The sequence below is a fragment of the Balneolaceae bacterium genome, from assembly GCA_034521495.1.
Classification (GTDB): Bacteria; Bacteroidota; Rhodothermia; order Balneolales; family Balneolaceae; genus Rhodohalobacter.
In genome coordinates, this window is record JAXHMK010000009.1 from 840,720 (window position 1) to 863,422 (window position 22,703).

The 22,703-nt window shown below is 42.2% G+C and carries 17 protein-coding genes; 3 read left to right on the top strand and 14 right to left on the bottom strand.

The annotated features are described in order from the left end of the window. Positions 1-12: 12 nt before the first annotated feature. Both U5K72_08720 and pcaF read right to left on the bottom strand, forming a co-directional pair. Positions 13-204: a hypothetical protein gene (locus U5K72_08720; GenBank protein ID MDZ7718884.1), complete on the bottom strand. Its 192-nt coding sequence runs from the start codon at positions 202-204 to the stop codon at positions 13-15. Between the two features lie 117 nt (positions 205-321). Beyond that, a complete protein-coding gene (gene pcaF, locus U5K72_08725) occupies positions 322-1,536 on the bottom strand; it encodes a 3-oxoadipyl-CoA thiolase (protein MDZ7718885.1) in 1,215 nt (404 codons plus the stop codon). Between the two features lie 141 nt (positions 1,537-1,677). On the opposite strand from pcaF, the gene U5K72_08730 reads away from it, so the two are divergent. Beyond that, the gene (locus tag U5K72_08730; protein MDZ7718886.1) at positions 1,678-2,040 is read left to right on the top strand and encodes a four helix bundle protein; all 363 of its coding nucleotides are present in this window, start codon (positions 1,678-1,680) and stop codon (positions 2,038-2,040) included. Positions 2,041-2,080: 40 nt separating this feature from the next. Here U5K72_08730 and U5K72_08735 read toward each other — a convergent pair whose 3' ends face one another. The 4 genes from U5K72_08735 to U5K72_08750 are packed head-to-tail and all read right to left on the bottom strand — an operon-like array spanning position 2,081 to position 6,374. Continuing rightward, positions 2,081-3,559 carry an OstA-like protein gene (locus tag U5K72_08735; protein MDZ7718887.1) on the bottom strand — a complete coding sequence of 493 codons (1,479 nt, stop codon included), beginning with the start codon at positions 3,557-3,559 and terminating at the stop codon, positions 2,081-2,083. After that, positions 3,556-4,200 carry an LPS export ABC transporter periplasmic protein LptC gene (gene lptC / locus U5K72_08740; protein MDZ7718888.1) on the bottom strand — a complete coding sequence of 215 codons (645 nt, stop codon included), beginning with the start codon at positions 4,198-4,200 and terminating at the stop codon, positions 3,556-3,558. Before lptC ends, U5K72_08735 begins: the two co-directional genes overlap by 4 nt. Then, positions 4,094-4,732, bottom strand: coding sequence for a uracil phosphoribosyltransferase (gene upp / locus U5K72_08745; GenBank protein ID MDZ7718889.1), 639 nt, complete (start codon positions 4,730-4,732; stop codon positions 4,094-4,096). The genes lptC and upp overlap by 107 nt, the downstream gene beginning before the upstream one ends. Then, a complete protein-coding gene (locus U5K72_08750; protein ID MDZ7718890.1) occupies positions 4,725-6,374 on the bottom strand; it encodes a sodium:alanine symporter family protein in 1,650 nt (549 codons plus the stop codon). The genes upp and U5K72_08750 overlap by 8 nt, the downstream gene beginning before the upstream one ends. A 179-nt stretch (positions 6,375-6,553) precedes the next feature. Between U5K72_08750 and U5K72_08755 the strand changes: the two genes are divergently transcribed. Then, complete coding sequence (locus U5K72_08755) at positions 6,554-6,838, top strand: HU family DNA-binding protein (protein ID MDZ7718891.1); 285 nt, start codon at positions 6,554-6,556, stop codon at positions 6,836-6,838. A gap of 55 nt (positions 6,839-6,893) precedes the next feature. Here U5K72_08755 and U5K72_08760 read toward each other — a convergent pair whose 3' ends face one another. The 8 genes from U5K72_08760 to U5K72_08795 all read right to left on the bottom strand — a co-directional run bounded on the left by U5K72_08760 (position 6,894) and on the right by U5K72_08795 (position 21,223). Next, the gene (locus U5K72_08760; protein MDZ7718892.1) at positions 6,894-7,682 is read right to left on the bottom strand and encodes a glycoside hydrolase family 16 protein; all 789 of its coding nucleotides are present in this window, start codon (positions 7,680-7,682) and stop codon (positions 6,894-6,896) included. 86 nt (positions 7,683-7,768) lie between these two features. Continuing rightward, the gene (locus tag U5K72_08765; GenBank protein MDZ7718893.1) at positions 7,769-11,125 is read right to left on the bottom strand and encodes a hypothetical protein; all 3,357 of its coding nucleotides are present in this window, start codon (positions 11,123-11,125) and stop codon (positions 7,769-7,771) included. Between the two features lie 15 nt (positions 11,126-11,140). Further along, positions 11,141-13,291: a ribonuclease R gene (rnr, locus tag U5K72_08770; GenBank protein MDZ7718894.1), complete on the bottom strand. Its 2,151-nt coding sequence runs from the start codon at positions 13,289-13,291 to the stop codon at positions 11,141-11,143. Between the two features lie 21 nt (positions 13,292-13,312). Continuing rightward, entirely contained in the window at positions 13,313-15,910 is a 2,598-nt protein-coding gene (locus U5K72_08775) for a hypothetical protein (GenBank protein MDZ7718895.1), read from the bottom strand. Further along, positions 15,819-17,873 carry a hypothetical protein gene (locus U5K72_08780; protein MDZ7718896.1) on the bottom strand — a complete coding sequence of 685 codons (2,055 nt, stop codon included), beginning with the start codon at positions 17,871-17,873 and terminating at the stop codon, positions 15,819-15,821. The genes U5K72_08775 and U5K72_08780 overlap by 92 nt, the downstream gene beginning before the upstream one ends. A 155-nt stretch (positions 17,874-18,028) precedes the next feature. Next, positions 18,029-19,120 carry a 3-dehydroquinate synthase gene (aroB, locus tag U5K72_08785; protein MDZ7718897.1) on the bottom strand — a complete coding sequence of 364 codons (1,092 nt, stop codon included), beginning with the start codon at positions 19,118-19,120 and terminating at the stop codon, positions 18,029-18,031. After that, positions 19,098-19,643 (bottom strand): shikimate kinase, encoded by a 546-nt coding sequence (locus U5K72_08790; protein ID MDZ7718898.1) that lies wholly within the window; start codon positions 19,641-19,643, stop codon positions 19,098-19,100. Before U5K72_08790 ends, aroB begins: the two co-directional genes overlap by 23 nt. Then, a complete protein-coding gene (locus U5K72_08795) occupies positions 19,640-21,223 on the bottom strand; it encodes an NFACT RNA binding domain-containing protein (GenBank protein MDZ7718899.1) in 1,584 nt (527 codons plus the stop codon). Before U5K72_08795 ends, U5K72_08790 begins: the two co-directional genes overlap by 4 nt. Before the next feature lie 45 nt (positions 21,224-21,268). Here U5K72_08795 and U5K72_08800 point away from each other — a divergent pair, with 45 nt between their 5' ends. Next, on the top strand, positions 21,269-21,919 hold the full coding sequence (locus U5K72_08800) for a hypothetical protein (GenBank protein ID MDZ7718900.1): 651 nt from the start codon (positions 21,269-21,271) through the stop codon (positions 21,917-21,919). Positions 21,920-22,703 lie beyond the last annotated feature (784 nt).

A 22,703-nucleotide genomic window follows, 5' to 3' on the forward strand; every position in this document is an offset into this window, starting at 1 on the left:
TTTTATGAATCTTCAAAGATTTTTGAGTTCTGAATGTCTTTTTTCACTCTTGGCTTCCTTAATCAGGAAATCTAACTTGCCGGCCTTCGAATCTGTTTCTATTTGTTTGTCCCAATCCCGCCAGTCTTTTTCAGAAAACCATTTTCTCAATTCTATATATTCATCTTTCGGAAGAGCTTCGATTTCCGATTTAAGCTGATCCATTTTAGACATATTATACACCCATCCTTTTAATTTTTTACCTTAATAGTTTGATTTCTTCTCTATGGAGTAACGCAATGTTCCATAAATATTTTCTGCAGCCAATCAAATTAATAAAAACTACATCTTCTCCAAAACAGTTGCATACCCCTGGCCAACACCCACACACATGGTAACCAATGCATACTTTTTGTTTTGTTTCTGTAACTCAATGCCGGCGGTTTGAAGAATTCGGCCCCCGCTCATTCCCAATGGATGTCCAATCGCAATGGCTCCGCCATTTGGGTTGATTCGGGGATCATCATCGTCAATTCCCATTTTTCTGGTACAGGCTAAAACCTGCGCTGCAAATGCTTCATTAATTTCAATGATGTCCATGTCATTAAGCGTGAGTCCTGCCCGTTCAAGTGCAATTTCTGATGCATATACCGGACCGATTCCCATAATCCGTGGTTCAACCCCGGCCACTCCTGATGAGACAATCCGAGCCATCGGTTCTAAGTGTTGATCCTTCACAGCCTGTCCTGAAGCGATCAACATGGCTGCGGCACCGTCATTCAATCCTGAAGAATTTCCTGCCGTAACACTTCCATCTTTTTTGAAAGCCGGCCTGAGTTTTGAAAGAATTTCAGGAGTGGTATTAGGTTTGATAAATTCATCATTCTCAAAGATAATTGGATCAGCTTTTCGCTGGGGGATTTTAACCGGTACAATCTCTTCGGCCAGCCGGCCGGACTCTTGAGCTTTTCCAGCTTTCTGCTGAGACCAGGCTGCAAATGTATCCTGATCTTCCCGGGAAATTTCATACTTTTCAACAAGATTCTCGGCCGTGCTTCCCATTCCATCGGTTCCATAAAGTTCTTCCATCTTCGGGTTGATGAACCGCCAGCCGAAGCTTGAGTCGTGCATTTCGGAGTCGTTCCCAAAAGGTTTAGATGTTTTTGAAATTACCCACGGCCCGCGAGTCATGTGTTCCACTCCTCCGGTTATAAACAGGTCGCCTTCTCCAACAGCGATGGCCCGCCGTGCATGAATAGCAGCAGACATACTTGATGCACATAAACGGTTTACAGTCTCACCCGGTACGGTGAATGGTAATCCCGCCAACAGCAATGCCATTCGGGCCACATTTCGATTGTCTTCTCCGGCTTGGTTGGCACAGCCCAAAATCACATCATCAATCAAATCCGGATCAATAGACTCATTTCGTTTCAACAATTCTTTAATGGGAATGGCAGCAAGATCATCTGTCCGAATAGGAGAGAGGCTCCCCCGAAAATTCCCGACTGGAGTTCGGATAGCGTCGATAATGAAGGCTTGTTGATGGTCAGACATGAGATATGAGATTTGAGATATTAGATAAAGGTGTGAGGTATGGGGAGTGGGGTATGCGGAAACTGTTAAATAATTCTATTCTGTAAGGAAATCGATTTTTTGGGTTCATACAATTGTAAACAGTTAAATAATCTTCAAAACATGAGCTACAGGAATTTAGAAATTTGGAAACTTGCAAGAAAACAATCGATTCTGATTCACAAAATGTCACTTTCACTGCCGCAGTTTGAGCTTTATGAAACAGGAAGTCAAATTCGCCGATCAGCGAAATCAATTCGTTCCAATATTGTTGAAGGCTATGGCAGACGACGCTATAAAAGTGAATATATTCGATTTCTGATATTTTCACATGCTTCGGCTTTAGAAACTCTTGACCATCTTGAAACGCTTGCAGAAACCGGATCTTTAACAGACATGGATCAATATCAAAAAATTTGGAATATTGTGGATGAATGCGGAAGAAAACTCAATAAATTTATATCGGGAGTGGAGCGTGAATATTAACTAAATTTTGTCCGCTCTCCGCATTCCCCAATCCTCAAATCTACGTTTCATTATCCGTTTCCTCAATAACTTCTGATTCCTCAATTGGATCCTCATTACCGCTATCAGCCTCCTGATTTTCCAAAAATTTCAAATACCTTGGCGGGAGTTCGAATGGGCGTTCTTCGGGTATAGGAGGGAGGCGCGGGATTCGAATTTCAGGCCGGACGGGACGCATATCCGGATTCCATTGGAAATTATCAAGCTTTCTTTCAACATTAGCAGGATCTTCAGGCAGATATGAACCGTTGATACCTTGCTCAGCTTTAAATTCATCAAATTCACCACTCTCAAAATGCATTATTGCCGGACCGGCTGAGATCAATTCAATTAAGCCGTCAGGTTCATCATTTTCATCTCGTTGGTGAAAGATGATCTCTGCATTATTGAAGATACGCAGTCTCTCCAGTTCTCCACTTTCGAAATAGGCATTGAGTGTGTCCCCCGTCATCTGATGTAAGCGGCCGGTTAGAGAATCTTCCTGAACAAGAATCGGGCGGGGGTAAGAGGTGAGGAAATCAATAGAACCCTCCTCCATATATGCTTCTGTGTAAGGCCCGCTGAGTTGAATTCTCTCGTGCCAGAGTATTGGTGATGATCGCAAAATAAACTGCTCAATATCATCGCGATAATTGGCGGTATCTGCAATGGCAGAAAATTCAGATGACCACATACGCACATCTCCAAAAGAATCCATGTAAGAAACAGTATCGGTTTCAGTGAGTTCAATGGTATCGGCAAAAAGATGGGTTGTGTCTTCTTTCGATTCGCTGATCTCCATCAGCCAGGCATCTTCTTTCAGCAATCGATAACCTGTAGAATCAGCATAGAGATACTGTCCCGTAAATCGAACGTCATCCTCAAAATCGTTGGCGTACACCTGTCCAAACATCTCATATAGATCCTGTTCCCGATTCATAAACAATGAGTCTGCTTCGATATATTGGGTGCTGTCTGATAGCTGCACATCACCGCGAAAAACGGCACTATCTAATTCCTGGTAGTAGAGACCATTTTGCGCAATTAGCGTACCATCTGCATCCTCAAACCGGACAGGCACGTTAAATGTGGCGATATCAGTTTGCATATTCACATCTATTGAATCACTGAACATCATGTTTTGCTCCGATTGAACGATTACACGTCCCCGAAGACGACTTAGCTCAGTTTTCGTGTTGTGGTAGAGTGTATCCGCCCAGATCATCTCATTATCCGTTTCGATCTGGATATTATAAGCAGTTAACAAACTGCGCTCTGTGTATTGATAAACACTATCCGTCTCTAAAACCATCTCTTCGGTGGTTAGAGTAACATTGCCAAGAATTTTGCGAACAGATTCTCCATCAATTGTGATACCCTCCGCTTGGTCGGCTTGGTCGATAATCACCCGATCCTGAGCCTGGAGATTTTGATGATTAGTAAGAAAGATCCAAAAAATAAATCCAATAAAAGCTGTGTATGTGCCGAGGTTTTTCATCATTCAACTATCAACCGGCCTCGTGGTTCTGTGATGGTGTACGAGGTTAGATCTGTTAATCCGCTGAAACCACGTCCGGAAATACTATCTGTTGGTGTGATAATGGTGACGAACTGAGGCGAGGAGATCCGGTCTGAATCCTGAATATATTTCAAATACTCCGTAAAAAGTTGGCGGTCATCAACCGTTTGAACCCGAACCGAATCTAATAGTTCAAATTCCCGGTCATTATCATAGTAGATAGCATCTTTACTCCAGGCTTCGGTTTCTAAGGTTCCGGTTGTATCAAAAAGTTGAACGTATACAGGACCGTCAATAGTGGTGCGTTTATTTTCTTCGGTTTGATATTGTACGGAGTGGGTACCTTCAATAATCATTCGGGTGCGTCCCTCACGCATGAGTGATATTTCTACATTCCAGCTTTCGGTCGTTGTGATCAGAGAATCGTTTAAAGCAGCCTGAACCTGTTGGGTATCGTATTCGGAGAGTTCTGTGCAAGAGATTGAAATGAAAACGACCGACAAAATCAGCCCGAATCTACGAATGGGTTCCAAAATAGCGATCTCCCGCGTCGCCCAATCCCGGAACGATGAAAGCATCATCATTAAGTTTTTCATCCACTGCTGCTGTGATAATTGGTACATCGGGATATTTTTTTGTGATTCGATCGAGTCCCTCGGGTGCTGAAACCAGGGAGATAAAACGGATATTTTCCGCTCCATTTTTTTGAAGAAATTTAATGGCATCATCTGCACTTCCTCCGGTTGCCAGCATGGGATCAACCAGAAGCACAAGGGCTTTGTCTAACCCTTCCGGCATGTTTGAATAATAGTCAACGGGCTGATGTGTTTTTTCGTCTCTGTACATCCCGAGGTGCCCCACCTTTGCATCCGGCACAAAATCGATAATGGCGTCTACAAGACTCAAGCCAGCTCGCAAGATAGGAACAATAACAATTTGCTGATCGATCTCATATCCTGTTGTGGTAGTGATGGGAGTTTCCACATCTGTTTCCCGAAGGGGCAGATCTTTGAGTGCAAAATAAGCCAAAATCGTAGCAATTCTGGCCATAGCAATTCGAAAATCTGCGGTTTTGGTTGTTGAATTACGAAGTATGGTAAGATCCCTGGAAACAATGGGATGTTGTATAACCGTAGGTTCGTTCGATTTATTCATCGTTTTCTGAATCTGCCATTCGTTTGAAATAATCTTTTGTAGTTCCATATACAACACCGGAGAGTGCAAAAAGTGCAATCAGGTTAGGGAAAGTCATCAACCCGAGAGCAATATCTCCGATCGCCCAGATAGTACCCAATGCCGTAATTGCTCCTATAAAATGCAGTAAAACATACACTGCTTTATAGTAAATAATCGACCGATCACCCAGGAGGTACTGTATGGAACGATCTCCGTAATAACTCCATGAAATAGATGTTGAGATTGCAAAGAGCAGCACCGAAATAGTAACAATATATTTGCCACCGGGAAAAAGGGGGGCAAGTCCATCTTCAAATCCTTGTGATGTTAATGTGGCTCCGTTATAAATCTCTTTTCCGTAAACAATGCTGTTTATTTCACCACTTCGTTCATACGTTGCCGTATAATTCTCGGTATTTATTACTCCATTAAACAGTTCCGTTTGCTCCATATTGGCAAAAACCGTATCGATAGCAAAATCACTTCTCAGCATTGTTCCATTTTGGATGATACCATCTTCCACAACCAGAGTATTTGGCTGATCCAGGGTTTCGGAAATCTCAAAATCAATATCGGGAGAACTCAGGTTTACTTCTGTCATATGTTTTGAATCCCAAACACCCGTGGATATAATTACAAGGCCTGTCATTGTACAAACCAAAATGGTGTCAATGAAGGGTTCCAAAAGAGCCACAACGCCTTCGCGTACAGGCTCTTCGGTTTTAGCAGCACCATGAGCAATCGGGGCGGAACCCTGGCCGGCTTCGTTGGAAAATAAACCACGTTTTACTCCCCAAACCATGGTGGTTATGAACAATCCGGAACCGACCCCCCATGCACCGGCCTGTGGATTAAATGCATATGAGAATATTGTTCCGAAGGAGGGGAGGATTTGATCATAATTGATCAAGAGAATAATCAGTGCGCCTAATACATAAATAATAGCCATTAATGGTGTTAAACGAGCGGTTACATATCCTATTCGCTTAATACCACCGATGATTACAATTCCGACAAGAGAAGCTGTAATTAACCCGGTAACATAGGGCGGAACGATAATGAAAAAAGAGTTTTCCATTACATCGGCTACGGTGTTCGCCTGGATAGCATTTCCGGTAAAAAAAGAGCAGATAACAGCAAGGCAAGCAAATACTACGGCCAGCCATTTCCAGTTTGGACCAAGCCCCTTCTCTATGTAGTACATCGGGCCGCCGGATACAGAACCATCAGCATTTTTAATTCGATATTTTACAGCAAGGGTACATTCTGAATATTTAATGGCCATACCGAAAAAGGCCGTAACCCACATCCAAAATAGGGCCCCGGGTCCGCCATAGTGAATAGCAATGGCCACACCGGCAATATTACCGATACCAACAGTAGCGGAAAGTGCCGTTGAAAGAGCCTGAAAGTGATTAACATCTCCTGTGTCATCCGGGTTATCATAAAAACCGCTGACAACCTTGATTCCATGAGTAAAACGCCGAACCTGGATAAATCCCATTCGGAGTGTTATAAAAATACCATATCCCAAAAGAAGAATTACCATGGCAGGTAACATTTCGGGGGTATTCCAAACGAGATTATTTAAAAACCCTACGACTCTTTCTACTACTTCCATCTGCTTTGGTTAAATTCCAAGTTGAATTCAAAAACGAAGGTATAAAAGATTTGGCAAAATTTTTGAGTAAATTTTCGATTAAAATGAACGATTTAAGGGGGCTTTCACATTTCCTCTATAGATTATGTACCGAAAAGCAAAAAAAATTCATCATATACAGTTGATTAATCAGATATACTATGACTAAAGCCGATATTGTAGATGTTATTTCATCATCCACGGGACTAACAAAAGTCGAAACCGAAGCTGTTGTCAATGGTTTTATGGATACTGTTATCGATGCCATGAAACGCGGCGAAAATATAGAATTGCGTGGTTTTGGAACTTTTAAAGTGGTAAAACGCGCACAACGAGTTGCGAGAAATCCAAAGACCAATGAGGAGGTAATTGTTCCCGAGCAATATGTGCCTCAGTTAAAGGTGTCTAAGGACTTTAAAGAGCAAGTGAATAAAGCGAATAGCTAATCTCACGAGATCCTCTAAATTTTACAGAGGATAATTGTTTGAAATGGCAGAACCACTATTTTTGATAGACTCTTACATAGTCTACAACAAATGCCTGCGGAAATTTCGTTGATTCATCCGGGTTAGGTAGAAAATCTCCGCCAACTGCGAGATTCAAAATAATGTAGAACGGTGTTGAAAACGGGTTGAATTCGGTTTCTATATCTTTATATCGTATTCGCTGATATACTTCATCATCAAAATACCACAATAGTTCCTCGTCTGTCCATTCAAGTGCGTATGTGTGAAAGCTCTCACTGAGTTTGTCCCCGTCAGTAGTATATTCATCTACTAAAAATTTACGGCACTCCAGGGTTTCACCTTCACAATCTCCTCTCCAGAAGTGTATAGCGCCACTGGTTGTAAAAGGTTCATTTCCGCGATACTCCATGATGTCAATCTCTCCGCCTTTTGGCCAACCAATATCCCGAATGGGCATCAACCAGAATGCTGGCCAGAAACCTTTTCCTTCAGGCATTTTTAGTCGGGCTTCAAATCGGCCATGTTCCCAACCGATCCGGGTACTGTCTGTAGAGATGCGGGCTGAAGTGTATTCCATACCCCGATAGTGTTCTCTGTGAGCTTCCAAATATAATTTACCGTCTTTGAGATAAGCGTTTTTATCCCGCGGAGTATAGTATTGAAGTTCGTTATTGTATGCTGGTCCCTCCCAGAAATTCCAAGTGTCTGTATCCAGTGAATCACCATTGAACTCATCTGACCAGACTAATTTATAATCCTGTGAATAAGTGGCCTGAACAGTACAGGCAAACAGAAGAACGGTAATAGCTATTATTCTTTTCATAGTGCATTAAATAAAAAAATCCCAATGACTTGTCTTCTCTAAAGATAGAAGTCATTGGGATACTTAAAAATTACCGTTAGAAATTTTTAGAAATCAATACCAATTGTAAAGTAGTGAATTGGATCTCCCTGGAATCCGCCGCGTCCATACGGCCAGCCGATATCATATCTCACAGGCAGACCAAGAAGGATGGTACGGAGACCGAAGCCTGCACCAATTAAGATATCACCATCTACAAAAGTGGTTTCTAAGTCGCCATCTTGTGGTTGGCCTTCACGTAACATACCCGTTTGCGGGTTGATGAATTCCGTACGTTTAGTCCCAATTTTTGGATCAAGTTTGGCCTCGTTCTCGTAATAAACGATTGGTTCTCCACTTTGGTCATTAAATCTAAAATAGGGTACGTCAAATCCCCAGGCCGCACCGGCATCCACAAAAGCCACACCGGTTAAGTTGTAGAGCGGCAATATGGGGAGGGGACCGGGCAAAATTGCAGCAAACAGAGGGAACCTGAATTCTGCATTCACCATTGTGAATCGATCTCCGAAAATGGTGTTGAATTCATGCCCCCGGAGTGGTGTGGCCGGCAGGGTAAAGAACGTGTCGGCAAGCCTGTCGAACGGAATTTCTGCATCCGACCATTTTTGATTGATCCAACCGAGCATACCGCCCATAAAAAATGTTTGGGAATCGCGGCCAAAAGATGCCGAACCAGATCCCCTGAGTGCGAATGAGTATCGTGAACCTAAGTTAAAATACTTTCGAAAATCACCGAGAACTGTTGCAAACTGTGGTACTTCACTGCCTAACGGAGGGCTGCCGGACAATCTCAGTGAATATCGGCTTCCGCCTGCTGGCGTGATGAATCCGGGTATGGTATAGTCTCCCGTAAATGTAACTTGTGGATAGAGAAACCAGGTATCTTCATTTCGGGTGTTTTGACCTCCAAAACCAGATACTGTACTGAAATCTCGGGCAATGCCAATAGCGGATATACCATAATCAAACCGTTGGTATTTATTTAAGGGGTATTGAAAATCCACTGAACCGCCAAATGTTCGAAATCTCAACAACTCGCCAAGAAAAGTTTGATAATTCCTGGATTGATGGAAGAACGATGCAAAGAAATTGGTTCTGTTTTTAAGAAATCCGTACTGGAATGTGTAATCACTATTTCGAAGGTCGAACACCAGGTTAGAACCAAATGAAATCTGGTGATCGCCAAATAGATCGGTTAATGATACATAGGCAAATGCCGAGGTTCCGTAATACGTGCTTAACTGGCCGGCTGAATAGCTGAAGTTTGGTGAGAATTCCAGTTTGTATTCTTTAGGCTGGAATAGTCCTTCTTCCGTTAAATTGCCTTCAGGTTCGAAATTACTTGGATCGTCGCGCAATTCGAGTGTTGAGTCTCTAACCACAGATTCGCCAAACTGGTAATTTCTGAAATCAATTCGGTCTGAGCTCTCTTCATCCGCTGATGTGTCAGGTTCATCAGGTTGGATATACCTGTTTTGTCCTGATGTGGCTGCATCGGGCAGAAAACGTGATGAAATAGCATTTCCCTGTGGCCTTGCTTCGATCATCTCCTGCACAAACCGCACCGCAGGAACGCGGTCTCCGGGACGCTCTTCCGCTCGTTCTCTCGCCCATGTATTTGGTTCCAGGGGAGCTTCTCTTCGTTGAGAAAGCGGAGATCTCATCATAAAAATGTCAGGGTAGCCCTCGTTCAGGGAGTTAAACGCAAGTCGTGTTCCATCGGCAGATACAGACATCTGCATCACCCCGGATTGCAGGTCGGTAAGCGGGTATACAGAACGGCTTGCCAAATCATACTCGTAAATATTTGGAATTCCATTCTGATCGGAAACGAAAAGCAACTCGCCATTTCGCGTTAATTTCGGATTTTTTTCATTCCAATGGGTATTTGTCAATCGGTCAATCTGACCTTCCTCAATATGAATTGAATAAAGATCATGCTGGAAGAACGTATCATCTTTCATTCCTGAAAAACCTGCCAGGTATGAATTGGGTTGTGTGTGTCCACCACGGTTCGATACAAAATATACCATTTCAGAATCAGGTCCCCATGCCGCTTGAATATCCGTAAAAACATCATTGGTTAAATTTATAAAATCACTGGTTTCAAGATTGTAAACAAAGATATCCTGGTAGGGGCCCACATTTCCATCAAATGCAATTTTATTTCCATCGGGCGACCATGCTACCGAATTAATGGCATCTACTTTAGGAAAGCGGATTATCTGCGTATCCAGGGTTTCGTAATCAACAATAGCAAGATTATACGATCCCTGGGATTTACTGGAGAGCGCAATTTGAGATCCGTCGGGCGACCATGCAACATTTGGATTAAGAATATTCAGCTCCTCGAACATTGGGTTGTCTGCACCACTCACAATCGTTTTTAATCTTTCACCGCTGTTCGCATCCACTACTTCAACATCAAAAACTCCGCGCCGGTTGGTAATCATGGCTATACGGTCGCCCCTTGGGGAGATAGATGGACTCGTGTTGTAAGATCCGGACCGGGCCCGGGTTGTAATCTGTGTTGCAACGGCATTCAGTGATTGCCGGTTTGCAACTTCCGGGAAGTATCGCTGACGGTAATACTCCTGCCACCGTTCAGAGATCTCCTCAATATTTAAGCCCAATGCCTGGACGAAAGACTGTTCGATATTACGGGTAGTTTTTATTCTCTGAAGAATCTCAGTGATTTTAGGTCGTCCGTATTGATCGGCAATGTAATACCAAAAAGATTGTCCGCCTCTGTAGGCGTAAAAGCCCCTAAGCTGTTTGATAGGGGGCAGATAATCGTTCAGGACGGCATCGCGAATGTACATATCGGTTTGTGTGTCCCATTCAAGCGCAAGATATTCAGCCAGTCCCTCTTCAAACCAAAGCGGGAATACAAGTTGTATATTATTCTGCATCATGGATTGTACAGAACCACCATAGTAAACATCATTGATGTAAGCATGTGTTAACTCGTGGTGGATGGTTCTTCTGAAATCAGCATAATCCGCCATAAAAGGCTGGGTCATTCTGTTTTTGTATTTATCGGTCACACCGCCGATACCCTGCGAATTAACAGGCAGAGCTACAACATTGGTTTGAGAAAAATCGCTGTGTGAATCATAGATAATTACAGGAATACGAGAGGTAATCTGATCCCCATAATCCTCATTGAGTTGTTTCAGACTCGACTCTACCGCTTCCGCCGTAAATTGAGCGAGGTGATAATTTTTGGAATCGTAGTAATAAATATCGAAATGGTCAGTCTCAATAAATCTCCAGTCGAACGTATCGTATTGGACTCGGTTTTTTCCAAAGTTGAAGAACTGGGCATTGAGTTCTTCAGCCGCTGATCCTGCAAACAGAAAAGCGGCCAAAGTGGTAAGTATAATTTTATAGGTTACGCGCATATTCAAAAAATTTAATTAAAAATCAGCAAGCACCAGGTCAATTTGCCTTTTTTCAAGGTCGGTTCGAGTCACTTTCGCTTTAATGCTGTCACCGAGCCGGAATTTCTTACCTTTTGATCTTCCAACCAGGCAATGCATATTCGGATTATATATATAATAGTCGTCCTTCAAATCACTAACGCGAATCATACCCTCGCAGTATATGTCGTCAAGTAAAACGTAAATTCCATTTTCGGTCACTCCGCTAATTGTACCCTGGAATGTTTCACCAAGACGGTCAGACAGATATTCAACTTGTTTAAGTTTTACTGAATCACGTTCTGCTTCCACCGCATAACGTTCTCTTTCGCTGCAATGTTCACCGGCATGTTCCAGCTGTGTGAACGTGTACTCGGTTGAGCCGGAATTGTACCGTTTTAGCAGTCTGTGTACTATTACATCCGGATAACGGCGAATTGGACTTGTAAAGTGTGCATAGTTTGAAAACCCAAGCCCGAAATGCCCGATATTTTTTGGCGAGTATTCCGCTTTAGACATCGCCCGGAGAATGAGTCCATTAATAATTTTCTCAATCGATGTATCCTCTACCTCTTTCAGCAACTCATTAATTTTTTTGGAAGAGATAGATCCGTCAACCTCAAAATTTATACCTAACGGTTTAGCAGTTTCGCGAATGTTATGAAGTTTTTCGAGATCCGGTTTATCATGCACCCGGTAGAGGAAGGGGTGGTCGTTTTTGGATACTCTGCCACCTTTTTTACGGAGTGAGTCTACATGTTTTGCTACTGTTTTATTAGCCATCAACATGCATTCCTCAATCAATTTATGGGCAAAGAGCCGTTCTTTTACAATTACATCCACCGGTTTGCCATCATCATCCAGAACAAATTTTGGTTCAGGTGTTTCAAATGCGATGGAACCCTGCCTGAACCGTTTATCGAGCAGGGTATTGGCAAGAGCTTGCAAAGTTTTTAACTGTGTTTCGTGAGGATGTGATTTCTTTCCATCTAAAATGTCCTGAACTTCATCATACACAAATCGCTCATTGGAGTGGATAACTGTCTCTTCGATGGAGTAGTCAACCAGTTTCCCATTTGGAGCAATTTCCATAAAGCAGCTATAAGCCAGTTTGTCTTCCTGCGGGCGGAGGCTGCACATATTATTACTCAACCGTTCAGGCAGCATCGGAATTACACGATCCACAAGGTATACACTGGTGCCACGGTTAAAAGCTTCATCATCTAAAACCGATCCGCGCGGCATATAATGGGTAACATCCGCAATATGAACTCCCAGGTAATAGTTTCCATTATTCAGCACTTCAATACTCAGGCCGTCATCAAAATCCTCGGCATCAGCGGGATCGATGGTAAGGACCACTTCGCCCCGCATATCACGGCGCCGCTGGATCTCCTGTTCAGGAATTTTGGCAGGTATACTGTTTGCAAACTCCTCGACCTCCGGAGGGAAAGCTGCCTGGAATTGCTTCTCCGCAAGGATTGATAACACATTGGCCTCGTTTGATCCGCTTTTTCCAAGCACCTGTACAATTTCGGCCTGTGGATATCCGCGGGCATCATCCCACTGTATGAGTTTGCAGGAAACTTTATCGCCCGGCTGTGCACCACTCAAATCATCACCTTCTACAAAAAAATCAATCCTGGAAGAGTGGGAATCTGTTTTGATGATATAGGTGTTTTTGGCGACCTCTTCAAGCGTACCGACAAACAGCCTGTCAGCTCGTTTTTCAACATTTTCAATTCGCCCTAATGGTTTATTACTTTTTTTATGATAACCCAGCAGCTTTACGGTTACAATATCTCCGTCGAGTGCCGTGTTCATAAATTTTCTGGCAATTTTAATATCCTGATCTCGTCCCTCAACGATTACATACCCATCGCCATGGCTGGTTACATCGAGCTTACCTTTTACAATGTTTTTGTCTTTAACGGCAGGCTCGTTCAGATGCACTAAATTGCCTTTTGAAACGATAATATGATCGAGTTGTTTAAGCCGGTTTACGGCATTTTTTAGCTTCTGGGTTTCTTTTTTGCTTGAGAGATCGAGTGCTTCAGCCAGTAAAGGTACAGGGATGGAAGCATCCGGGTAGGAATTCAGGATCTCTATGATTTTCTTTTCAAGTGAACTTAAATTGTTATTAGACATTAAATTAGATTATAAATTCGGTCAGTTATTTTCAGCGATCGTTTCTCGATCATCTTCTTCAGATTTTTCTTTAATTCCAAATAAAGACCGAAATGCATTAGAAATTCTTGTTTTTAAATCTTGCCAGGTATTGTATTGTACCTGGGCTTCTACACCAACTCCGTTCATCTCCTGGGCTTGTTGTTCCAAACCGCTTGTATAATTCAGAGTTGGATCCTGCCTGTGAAAAGCAGTTAGTGAAAATGTTTGGTTGATACGATATGTTGCCCCAATATCACCGATATCGCTCTGTTCCCCGGTTATCTGCCCTTCGCGCCGAAGAACAATGCGATCATCAAAAAATCGGAGAGCAACTCCCAAATCTACTTCATTAAAAGAGTTCAGGTTTACGTCGATATCAAATGTTATGTCGCTTCTCAACAGCGAATTTATCTGGTTTGAAAGTAATGGATTAATCAGTTGGCTCGTCAACAGGGGATTTACAACAACCGCTGTTCCGGAAAAACTTTCTGTAAGTCCAAGCCCTTGCGTCTGTGAAGGCGGCAAAAAATTACCGCTTAACAAAATACTGGTTGCCTGGATTAATTTCTCATCCTCATTCTGATTCAAATTACTGATCTGTGTTGCAATGGTTGGATCTACATTGGTTTGTATACCTGTAGGTATGCGGAAAAAGAAATCATTCTCAACGGAGGTCATTGTTCCGCCGATTTCCAGTACTAACTCAACAGGTACTCGCTGAGCGGGTCCCTGGTTTGCAGCTTCAGATGTTGCTGCAAGTAAGGTATTAATATTTGGCCTCGAACGATAGGTGGCTGTTACATCCAGGTCGGCATCGGTTAAATCACCCGACCAGGTTATAGAACCACCTTCTTCGAGCGAAAATCTTCGTGTGAATATATCCCCGCTAACAAATTGGTAATTTCCGCTGGTGATATTAAATCGCCCAAACATACTAACATCCTGGTCGGCTAAAAGAATACGCATCTGACCGGTACCATTGGCATTGATCATATCGTTGGTCACTCGATCGAAAATCAGTTCCACATTGATCGGGTTACGGGCCTGGAACTGCAGATCCATTGTGAATCTTTCCATGAAAGAGAACTCTTCAGATTCTTCATTCTCACCGTTTCCGCCATTTAAATTGTTGGATAAATTACTCCAATGGGGAATATCAAATGAATCCACAAAACGAATAAATCTTTGATCTTGCTCATACTCTGTGGTCGGTTCAAGCGGAACTGAAATACTGGAATTTGATGAAACGATGAGTGGGCTCGTAGTACTTAGAACCGGCGCGAAATTTGTACCGGTAATTTGAGCCTGGCCGGTTCCAAAAATACTGCCATAAAAGGGTATATCGGGATCATACGGATTATTCATGAATTGAAGATTGGACAAATCGAGCGTCAGATCAATATCTGTAGTTTCAGAAAAATTGTTCAGATCAACCTGTCCGTTAAGAGCACCACTGCCGCCAAAACGGTCGGCCAATTGAATATCCCGGAAGAGCAACCCGTCTGATTTGTTGAACCGGATATCGCCATTGAGTGTATATTCTACGTTGGTAAATGCCGGTACACCATAAACATCGGCAGCATGGAATGTAGCATCAAAATCAAAATTGTCGGTGGTTCCATAGATAACACCGCTCCCCGTAGAACTCCCTTCCATCTCAACAATAATATTGGGAACAATAGCTGTAACAATCCACATATCGATCTGCCGGAACTCCGCATCAAAATTAAATAGCTCCTCGTTAGCAGGTGTGTCTTCATCGGGAATTTTAAAATATCCATTCAGCCGAATATCCTGCCCAATACCGTCGTTCCGGTTATAGTAGCGCTGATATTTTTCGGGATCGGTATAGATGTGTACGTTAGTATCAAACCGTTCTTCTTCACTGTTAAACGTACTATTAATGGACACATCTCCAATGACGCGACCCAACATTCTGCCCTCTTCAATACTCAGATTTCCCTGAACGGATGGAATTTGGGTAAGAGTTCGGGTTTGGAAATTTCCATTCAGTAATCCTGAGAAAGAAACCCTGCCGCCAATCAAATTGGATATTCTACTTAAATCGAGATTTTGAATTTCATAATTCACGGAATCATCAAAATCTCCGCTGTAAGTACCATCAATGGCAATGTAATCTGTATCGCTGATGAGGACGAGGCTATCCACCTTAAAACTTTGTTGGCTGGTGTATGCCAGCTGAGGATTGTCTTGTGCAGACCACCTGTAATCGGAACTGCCGATTTCAAACTTATCCAGGGAAACTTTTACAGTATCGCTCTGCAATTGACCTGTAAAGGACGATTCTAAAACAAGATCATCCTCGAGACGGGCAAAATTTTGTTGCACACGGAAGGAATCGTCTCTCATAGAAAAATCAATGAAACTCTCCTTTAAATTATAATTTCTGAAACCGGCCTCGGCACTGTTTATTTGAAGGTCAATAGTACTGGATGATTTAAGATCTGCATTATGGAGCAGGCTGGCTGTAAATGTTGTATTGAAATCATTGGCACGGAGTTGCTCTGTGTGGAAATCCTGGTCGGCAAAATTCCCGGTGATCAAGCAACCTGTCCCGCGATGAATTGACCGTTGCATTGAAACGAGCCTGGCTCTCAACCTCCGGAAATTCCGGATAATATTTTCTAAAGAGAGACAGATCCTTCACATTCATCTGCACAGATATATCAACAGAACTGCTGTCTGAGCTATTAAAACCGGGAGATGGTAATTCGCCGAAATACCCGGGATCGAATAGAAATTCTTCTGAGATTCGCTCTTTCAGATATACATTCCAGTATTGAATGTGGCTCCGGATCAGGCGGTGATCGAGGGTCCCCTGCATCTCGCCATCAAAGAAAGAGGAGGTAAAACGAAATGTACGGGTACCATCGGGATTTGGATTGATGTCTGCATAAAATTGATGAGGCTGAAGTGTATCCGCATCAATAGTGGACTGCTCCATTTCAAAACTAATCCGCCCGATCAAATCGTTGAGATCTGATGCTTCAATATCGGCAGAAAATGTACTGGTAAAACTGGTGGAGTCGGCGTGAAAAGCGGGGTAAAACTTTTCGATATCCAGGTTCTGAACCGTACCATCTCCCGTGAAAATATGCCGATTTGCATCATTTCTGTAGGATCCGTCTGCCGATACAAAAAACTCCCCATCACCACCATTGATATCGTAATCAAGATGCCCGGAATCGTAATTGAAATCAGCAATAAACGAGGACAGGTCAACTCCTAAAAGTGTACTTCTGCTCAAATCAACAGAGCTTGCAAACATGGCTTTATTTCCGGTTCCTGTACCATCAAAAGTTACATCTCCCTGGATGATACTGCTCCGGGTTGTATCGTTCGTAAACGGAGTAATATCCAGAGAATCGACTTGAAATAACAGATTGTAATCCAGCGGCTGTTTCAAAGAAAGTGATCCATTAAGTGCAAAAGAACCTGCCTGTGTTTGAGCTTCGAAATCACTTGTTAATTCGTTAAGGTTCCCGTCCAGTTCTCCCCGAATAGTACTGAGCTGATAACGCTGAAGATTATACTGACCATCGAAATAAGTTTGCGAAACCCAATCAAGCATTGAGGGTTGAATTACCACATTGTCTAATTGAGCATGGTAGGAGAAATTATCTGTATTGAGATTTTGTGCGTTCGCGGTAATTAAAACAGATGTCTCTCCAAGATTAGCCTGGAAACGATCTAAATAGTATTCATTGAGGGTTCCTTCCGACTCAAGTACAAGGTCCAGATTTTCCTGAAAGGGAGGGTAGTTTTCGGCAAAAAGCTGTATAAATTCAGTAGAAAATGAACTTTCCGTAATTTGAAAACGATATTCAGCATTTTCAAACTGGTGGGGTAAACTGTCCCCGAACAGGGTTACAGGTGAGGCTTCAAAACTAAAGTCTGCTTCGCCGATATCTGTGCTTACCCGGAAGCGGTTGAGTTCAAAAAATTCATCGTCGTTGTAAAACTGGCCGCTCATCTGAAAAAACTCGTACGGTGTACCTGGAATCTCGGCAATAAAATTGGGCAGGTCGAAATAGATTTGTGAATCGGTAACTTCCAGGAAGAGATCTAAACTGACATTCTCTACATTCAACGGAGCCTGTACATGGAGCTGTTCCGGCAGGCTGATCGATTCATCCACTTCAATTCGCCCGTTGTTTACAGAAATGGATGGCGCAAAAATATTGATTCGTTGCAACAGGCGAATTTCACCCTCTTCAAATACATTTCTTTCATCCTGGGTTTGCACTCTTTGTTGACTGAGGGCATGGAAAAAGGAAATTTGGTCATCTGCTTCATTCAGGTAGATAGTAGGCTCGGATACTTCAAACGTAGTAATTGACAGATTTTGCTGAAGTAGCTCCCAAATATTCACGCGGACCTCTGCTCTTTCAAATGAAAAAACAGGTGATGTTGAATCAGATGGAGCGTATAACCGACCATTGTTTACACTTGCTGAGAATGGCAGAAACCCACCGATCTCTCCAAGTTCCAAATTCCCGTGGAATTGCTGATTAAAAGCGGTGATGACTTCCTTTTTCATATAATCCTGGCTTGCCGGCAATTGCAGTAATCCCAGGAGCACCGGTACCGAAATAAGCAAAACGGCTAAAAGTGCAAACACCGTGCGCCAAAAGAAAATCCAGATTTTATGTATATATCTAAGTAGCAATCGAGATCAGAGTCGTTGTTATTTTTTTATAATTCGTTAAAAGCTGCATCCCAAGCCTGGTTGATAAGCTCTTTTTCTTTCACAGTTTTTACTTCTGGTTTTTGCCAGTCATTTAACAGAACAAACTTAATATGTTCATCAGTTCTTTTTTTATCCGACTTCATATATTCGTTGAGCCGATCACTGGATAAATCCTCTTTTGAAATTTTGAAGTTATACAAAGAACGATAAGGGGAGAGTTTAGTTGCTTGAAGATTCGAACCTGTTAGGTTTGCTAACTTATGAGCGGCAAGCATCCCGAGAAACACTGCCTCGCCATGGCTGATGGTATCGAAATCACATGCTTTTTCCAGGGCATGTGCAAACGTGTGTCCATAATTTAAAAAAGCCCTGATTCCACCTTCAAACTCATCCTCCTCAACTACGTCTGCTTTTATCTGAATACATTTAGCAATAAGGTTCACCAGTTTGGTTTGATCGATGGAATGAAGGTCTGGTTCCAGGAAAATTTGTGCTTCCGAAAAGATCTTTTCATCCCGGATCGCTGCATATTTTAAAATTTCACTGAGTCCGTTCACCCATTCATTTTTTGGCAGAGATTCCAGGTACCGGGTGTCAGCAATCACTTTATCCGGTTGATAGAATGACCCGATCAGATTTTTTCCTGTTGTGTGATTTACACCGGTTTTGCCGCCGATGGAGCTGTCTACCATCGCCAGGATAGTGGTTGGGATGTGAACGAGTGGAATTCCGCGCAGAGCCGTTGCAGCGGTAAACCCACCGAGATCTCCGGTTACGCCGCCGCCAATCACAATTAGCGGTATATTTCTGCGCACTCCCTCATTCAAAAGAAAATCGAGAGTTTTACTCCAAAAACGAAGCGATTTACTGCTTTCACCCTCAGGCACTTCCAGGAAATGAACATGGTTTACGAGGTCAGATAAACTCGCCTGAATTGTTTTCCAGTGATACCTGAATACATTTTCATCTATCAGGACAAAGAGCTTATCTGTATGTCTGTCTTTTAGATAATCAGCAAGTTCTTCTTTAAAAATGTTTTTGCCAACGGCAGCTTTATAACTGCCTGATGAAGCGTTAATGGTAATTTCGGCCTTCATAGATCGTCAGTTTTTTCACAATTTCGGTTGTAGTCTCTTCAATAGATTTGTTCTCGGTTTGAACGGAAAAGTGTGCCTGCTCATAATACTGCATTCGTTCATCAAACAGGGAATCGATCCGCTTGGCCAGCTCATTTGAACTCTCCAGCATGGGTCTTCCCGACGGATCGCTCAGTCGATTGAGAATCTCATCCATGGATGTATCAATAAATATAAGCCAACCATAGATCTTCAGATGGTCAACAATCTGTTGATTTTGAAGCGAGCCGCCGCCGAGAGCCAATACACCCTCCATACCTCCGGCCAACTGAATGAGCTGCTTTCGTTCGATTTCCCGAAAACCGGATTCGCCCTTCTGCTCAAAAATTTCGGGGATGGTCATACCTTCAGATTCTTCAATTACAGTATCTAAATCCGTAAATGGCAGATCGAGTTTGCCGGCCAGTTTTTTTCCGATCGTGGATTTTCCCGAGCCCATCATGCCACACAAAAAAACCGGATGCGAGGTAACTGGTTGATTCATGCTGGTATTTTTTGAGGTTTTACCATTTCAACTTCTTCCTGGTTAACACGGACAGTACCTGCAGGAGCGCCTTTCGGTTTAACGACATATTTACGCTTGGTGATGATGACCGGTGCCAGGCCTGAACCCCTTGCTTTTGAATTCCAGGCGGCAACTGCGGCCGCTTTTAAAAGTGTTTTTTTGGGCGGCATCTCCTTGTGATTATCCATGCGAATTACAACATGAGACCCGCTTACACCGCGAGCGTGCATCCATACATCTTCTTTATGAGCATCAGTTGTCAACTGATCGTTACTTTTTGCATTTTTTCCAACCCAAATAGTGTAGCCGTCAATTTCAAGAATGCGATAAGGTGGTTTCTTCTTTTGGGTTTCAGCTTTCAGCACGCCTGCTTTAAAAAGTGCATCTTCGTTCTCTTTGTACCAATCCCGGAACTCATAGATTTTATCAATTTCATTCAGCGATTGCTGTAATTTTTTCAATTTTTTTAATTTAATTTTGATTTCCCCAAGCCGCCGTTTCGACTCCTCTACATTTCGTCTCGATTTATTTGCCTTCTCGTAATAATACTGAGCATTTTCAGCCAGTGATAATTTGGGTTTCAACTGTATTTGAACCTTTTCATCAGGATTGTAAAGATCGGGAAATGTAACGGATTCATTAAATTCATTTTTTTCGTGGGCATGGGCCATCAATATATGCCCGTACCGTTCATATTTATCGGCTCGTTTTAGTCCCTTGTCAGCATGTTTTAATTGTTCAATTGTAGACTCGTACTTATTGATAATTCTATCGATTTTAGGTTTAATCGATTGCCTGCGCGACTCAAGCCGTCGTTCATTCGAAGCTTTATAATAGGCGTGCCGAATGGCGCTGTTGATATTCTCAAACACCTCCAGGTTTTCGGCCGGCAACAGGTCCTCCGGAATCAGGCATAAATTGCCGTTATCAAGAACACGAAACTCCGGGCGGTTTAACATGGCTTCAATCAGCGTATTTACAACTTCTTTTATTTCAGGTACTGTTTTTTTCTCTAATCCATACTCATCAATAATGAATGGAATGAGGTGACGTGGAAATTTCGGGTCCAGTTTGGTGATGACTCGTTTTGCCGAATCATCCTCCGATGGAGTTTTTGTTGGTGATGCTTTTCTCGGTTCAGGCGGTGTCTGACCTTCAAAGTCATCGGGAGATTTGAACGATTCAATAATGGTATTATCCCTGATCAAAAAAATATTCGGCGTATTCCCAAAAATCTGGAACATTAATGAATACTCATTGTCAAATGTAATGGTGATAAATCGATCATTCTCTGCCATGGAAATTTCCTGAACAGATTGGCCGGACAAAACCTCGAAAAAAGGTGTGGTGTTTGCTTTTTTGGGAGGGCGGTAGGAATCGATGAAAAGTGCCGTTTCTTCCGGATTTGTTGAAAATTTTAATCGAAAACGAGAATTATTCTCAGAAAGGTAACAATCCCAAACATCTTTATGCGGTGAAGTACTAAACTGAAAGGTTTTGCCTTTACATTTGTTTTTTAGTGTCTCCGTTAAATATATTAAAGCATAGAAATTATTCATTGAGCGGTGGGATAAAATAAAACGTTTTCAAATTTAAAATCGAAAATGAAGTATCCAATATTTCAGTCTGTTGTTAATAAGATAAACAGGTCATTAAACAAGAGGAATATAAATGTTGTAAAGTTCAAAACATGGGAAGAATCGAAGATCAATGCAGCAGGACTTGAAATTCTTATTGACCTTGAGGATTCTACAGAGCATTTAACGCATCTGTCCATCAATTTTGACTGGGATCGTTTCCGCGAAGCTGCTCTTGCCAATAAATTAGATGGTACGGGCGGTCATCCAATGTTAAAATCTAAACGCCTGATTGAAGCCAACGTTGTTCCCTCTATCGACATTGAATTGGTTTGGCATTTTGATGTTCAAAGCTGTCAGCCGGCAAACGGAACAGAAGATGATAATTTCAGAATCCAGATGGCCAGTGAATGGATGGACCAGGCCAGCAAGAAGGTCAATGAACTTTTAATTTCAGATGATATTATAACACGCTGGCATATTGAGATTGATGGCGATGAATATGGAAAATACCTGACAGCTATCAACTTACTTTCCTATTTCCAATTCTCCGTTGGAGAGTTAAACAGCCTGAACGAAGTGCATGAGTATGTTGGCAGGAAGCTTACCCATCTTCTCTTTAAAGCTAACAGAATTATAAAAATAGCCGACAGTTCTGTTGTGGTTCAGGCAGCATAGCAGGCCTCAAGTTACAAGTCTCATGATATATGATATGATTCGGGTGCTGATTTTAGTGTCTGTTAACCTGTATCCTGAAACTTGCACCCTGAATAAAAAAAAGGGCACAATCAATTGTGCCCTGAAATGGTTTAAAGCTGATAAACTACTTTCTCTTTTTATGCCTGTTTTTTCTCAGACGTTTTTTTCGTTTGTGTTTCGCGATTTTTGATCGTTTTCTTTTCTTTCCGCTTGGCATAAAATCACCCGCCTTGGTTTAATTTAACTTCTATTTCGTCTGTTATGGGTTGAACTATAACTTCAAACAGACTTCAAAAATACGAAATGTTTTACAGAAATCTATGCTGGGTTGTGAATTTTGAATTCAGGTGGCTCCACTGGGGCAAAAATTCTCCAATGTTCTCTCTTTCTATAAACAGGGCACTCCTTCGAAGTTTTTTAAATTGTAGATACATCTATGTAAAATCGGCAGCACTCTGAAAACAGTTTTTGTTGAGGGCTTTGCAAAACCGTGGTTATTGGTCAATCTGAACTCGATTCAGATTCTCCATTCGTCTTTATAGCCAGTATCTGGAGATCCTGAATCCCCCGGAGGGAACCGATGGGAAAGTTCAGGATGACGGTCAGAGTTTTGCAAAGCCTTCTTGTTCAATATTATGCAAATTTCATGCATGTTAAAATTTGCATAATATCAAAAAAATGTAGGTTTACTTGGTTTTTTGTGGGCTTTAAAATATTATGAATCGTATTCGTACGGATTGTTAAATCTGCTTAATCATATGTT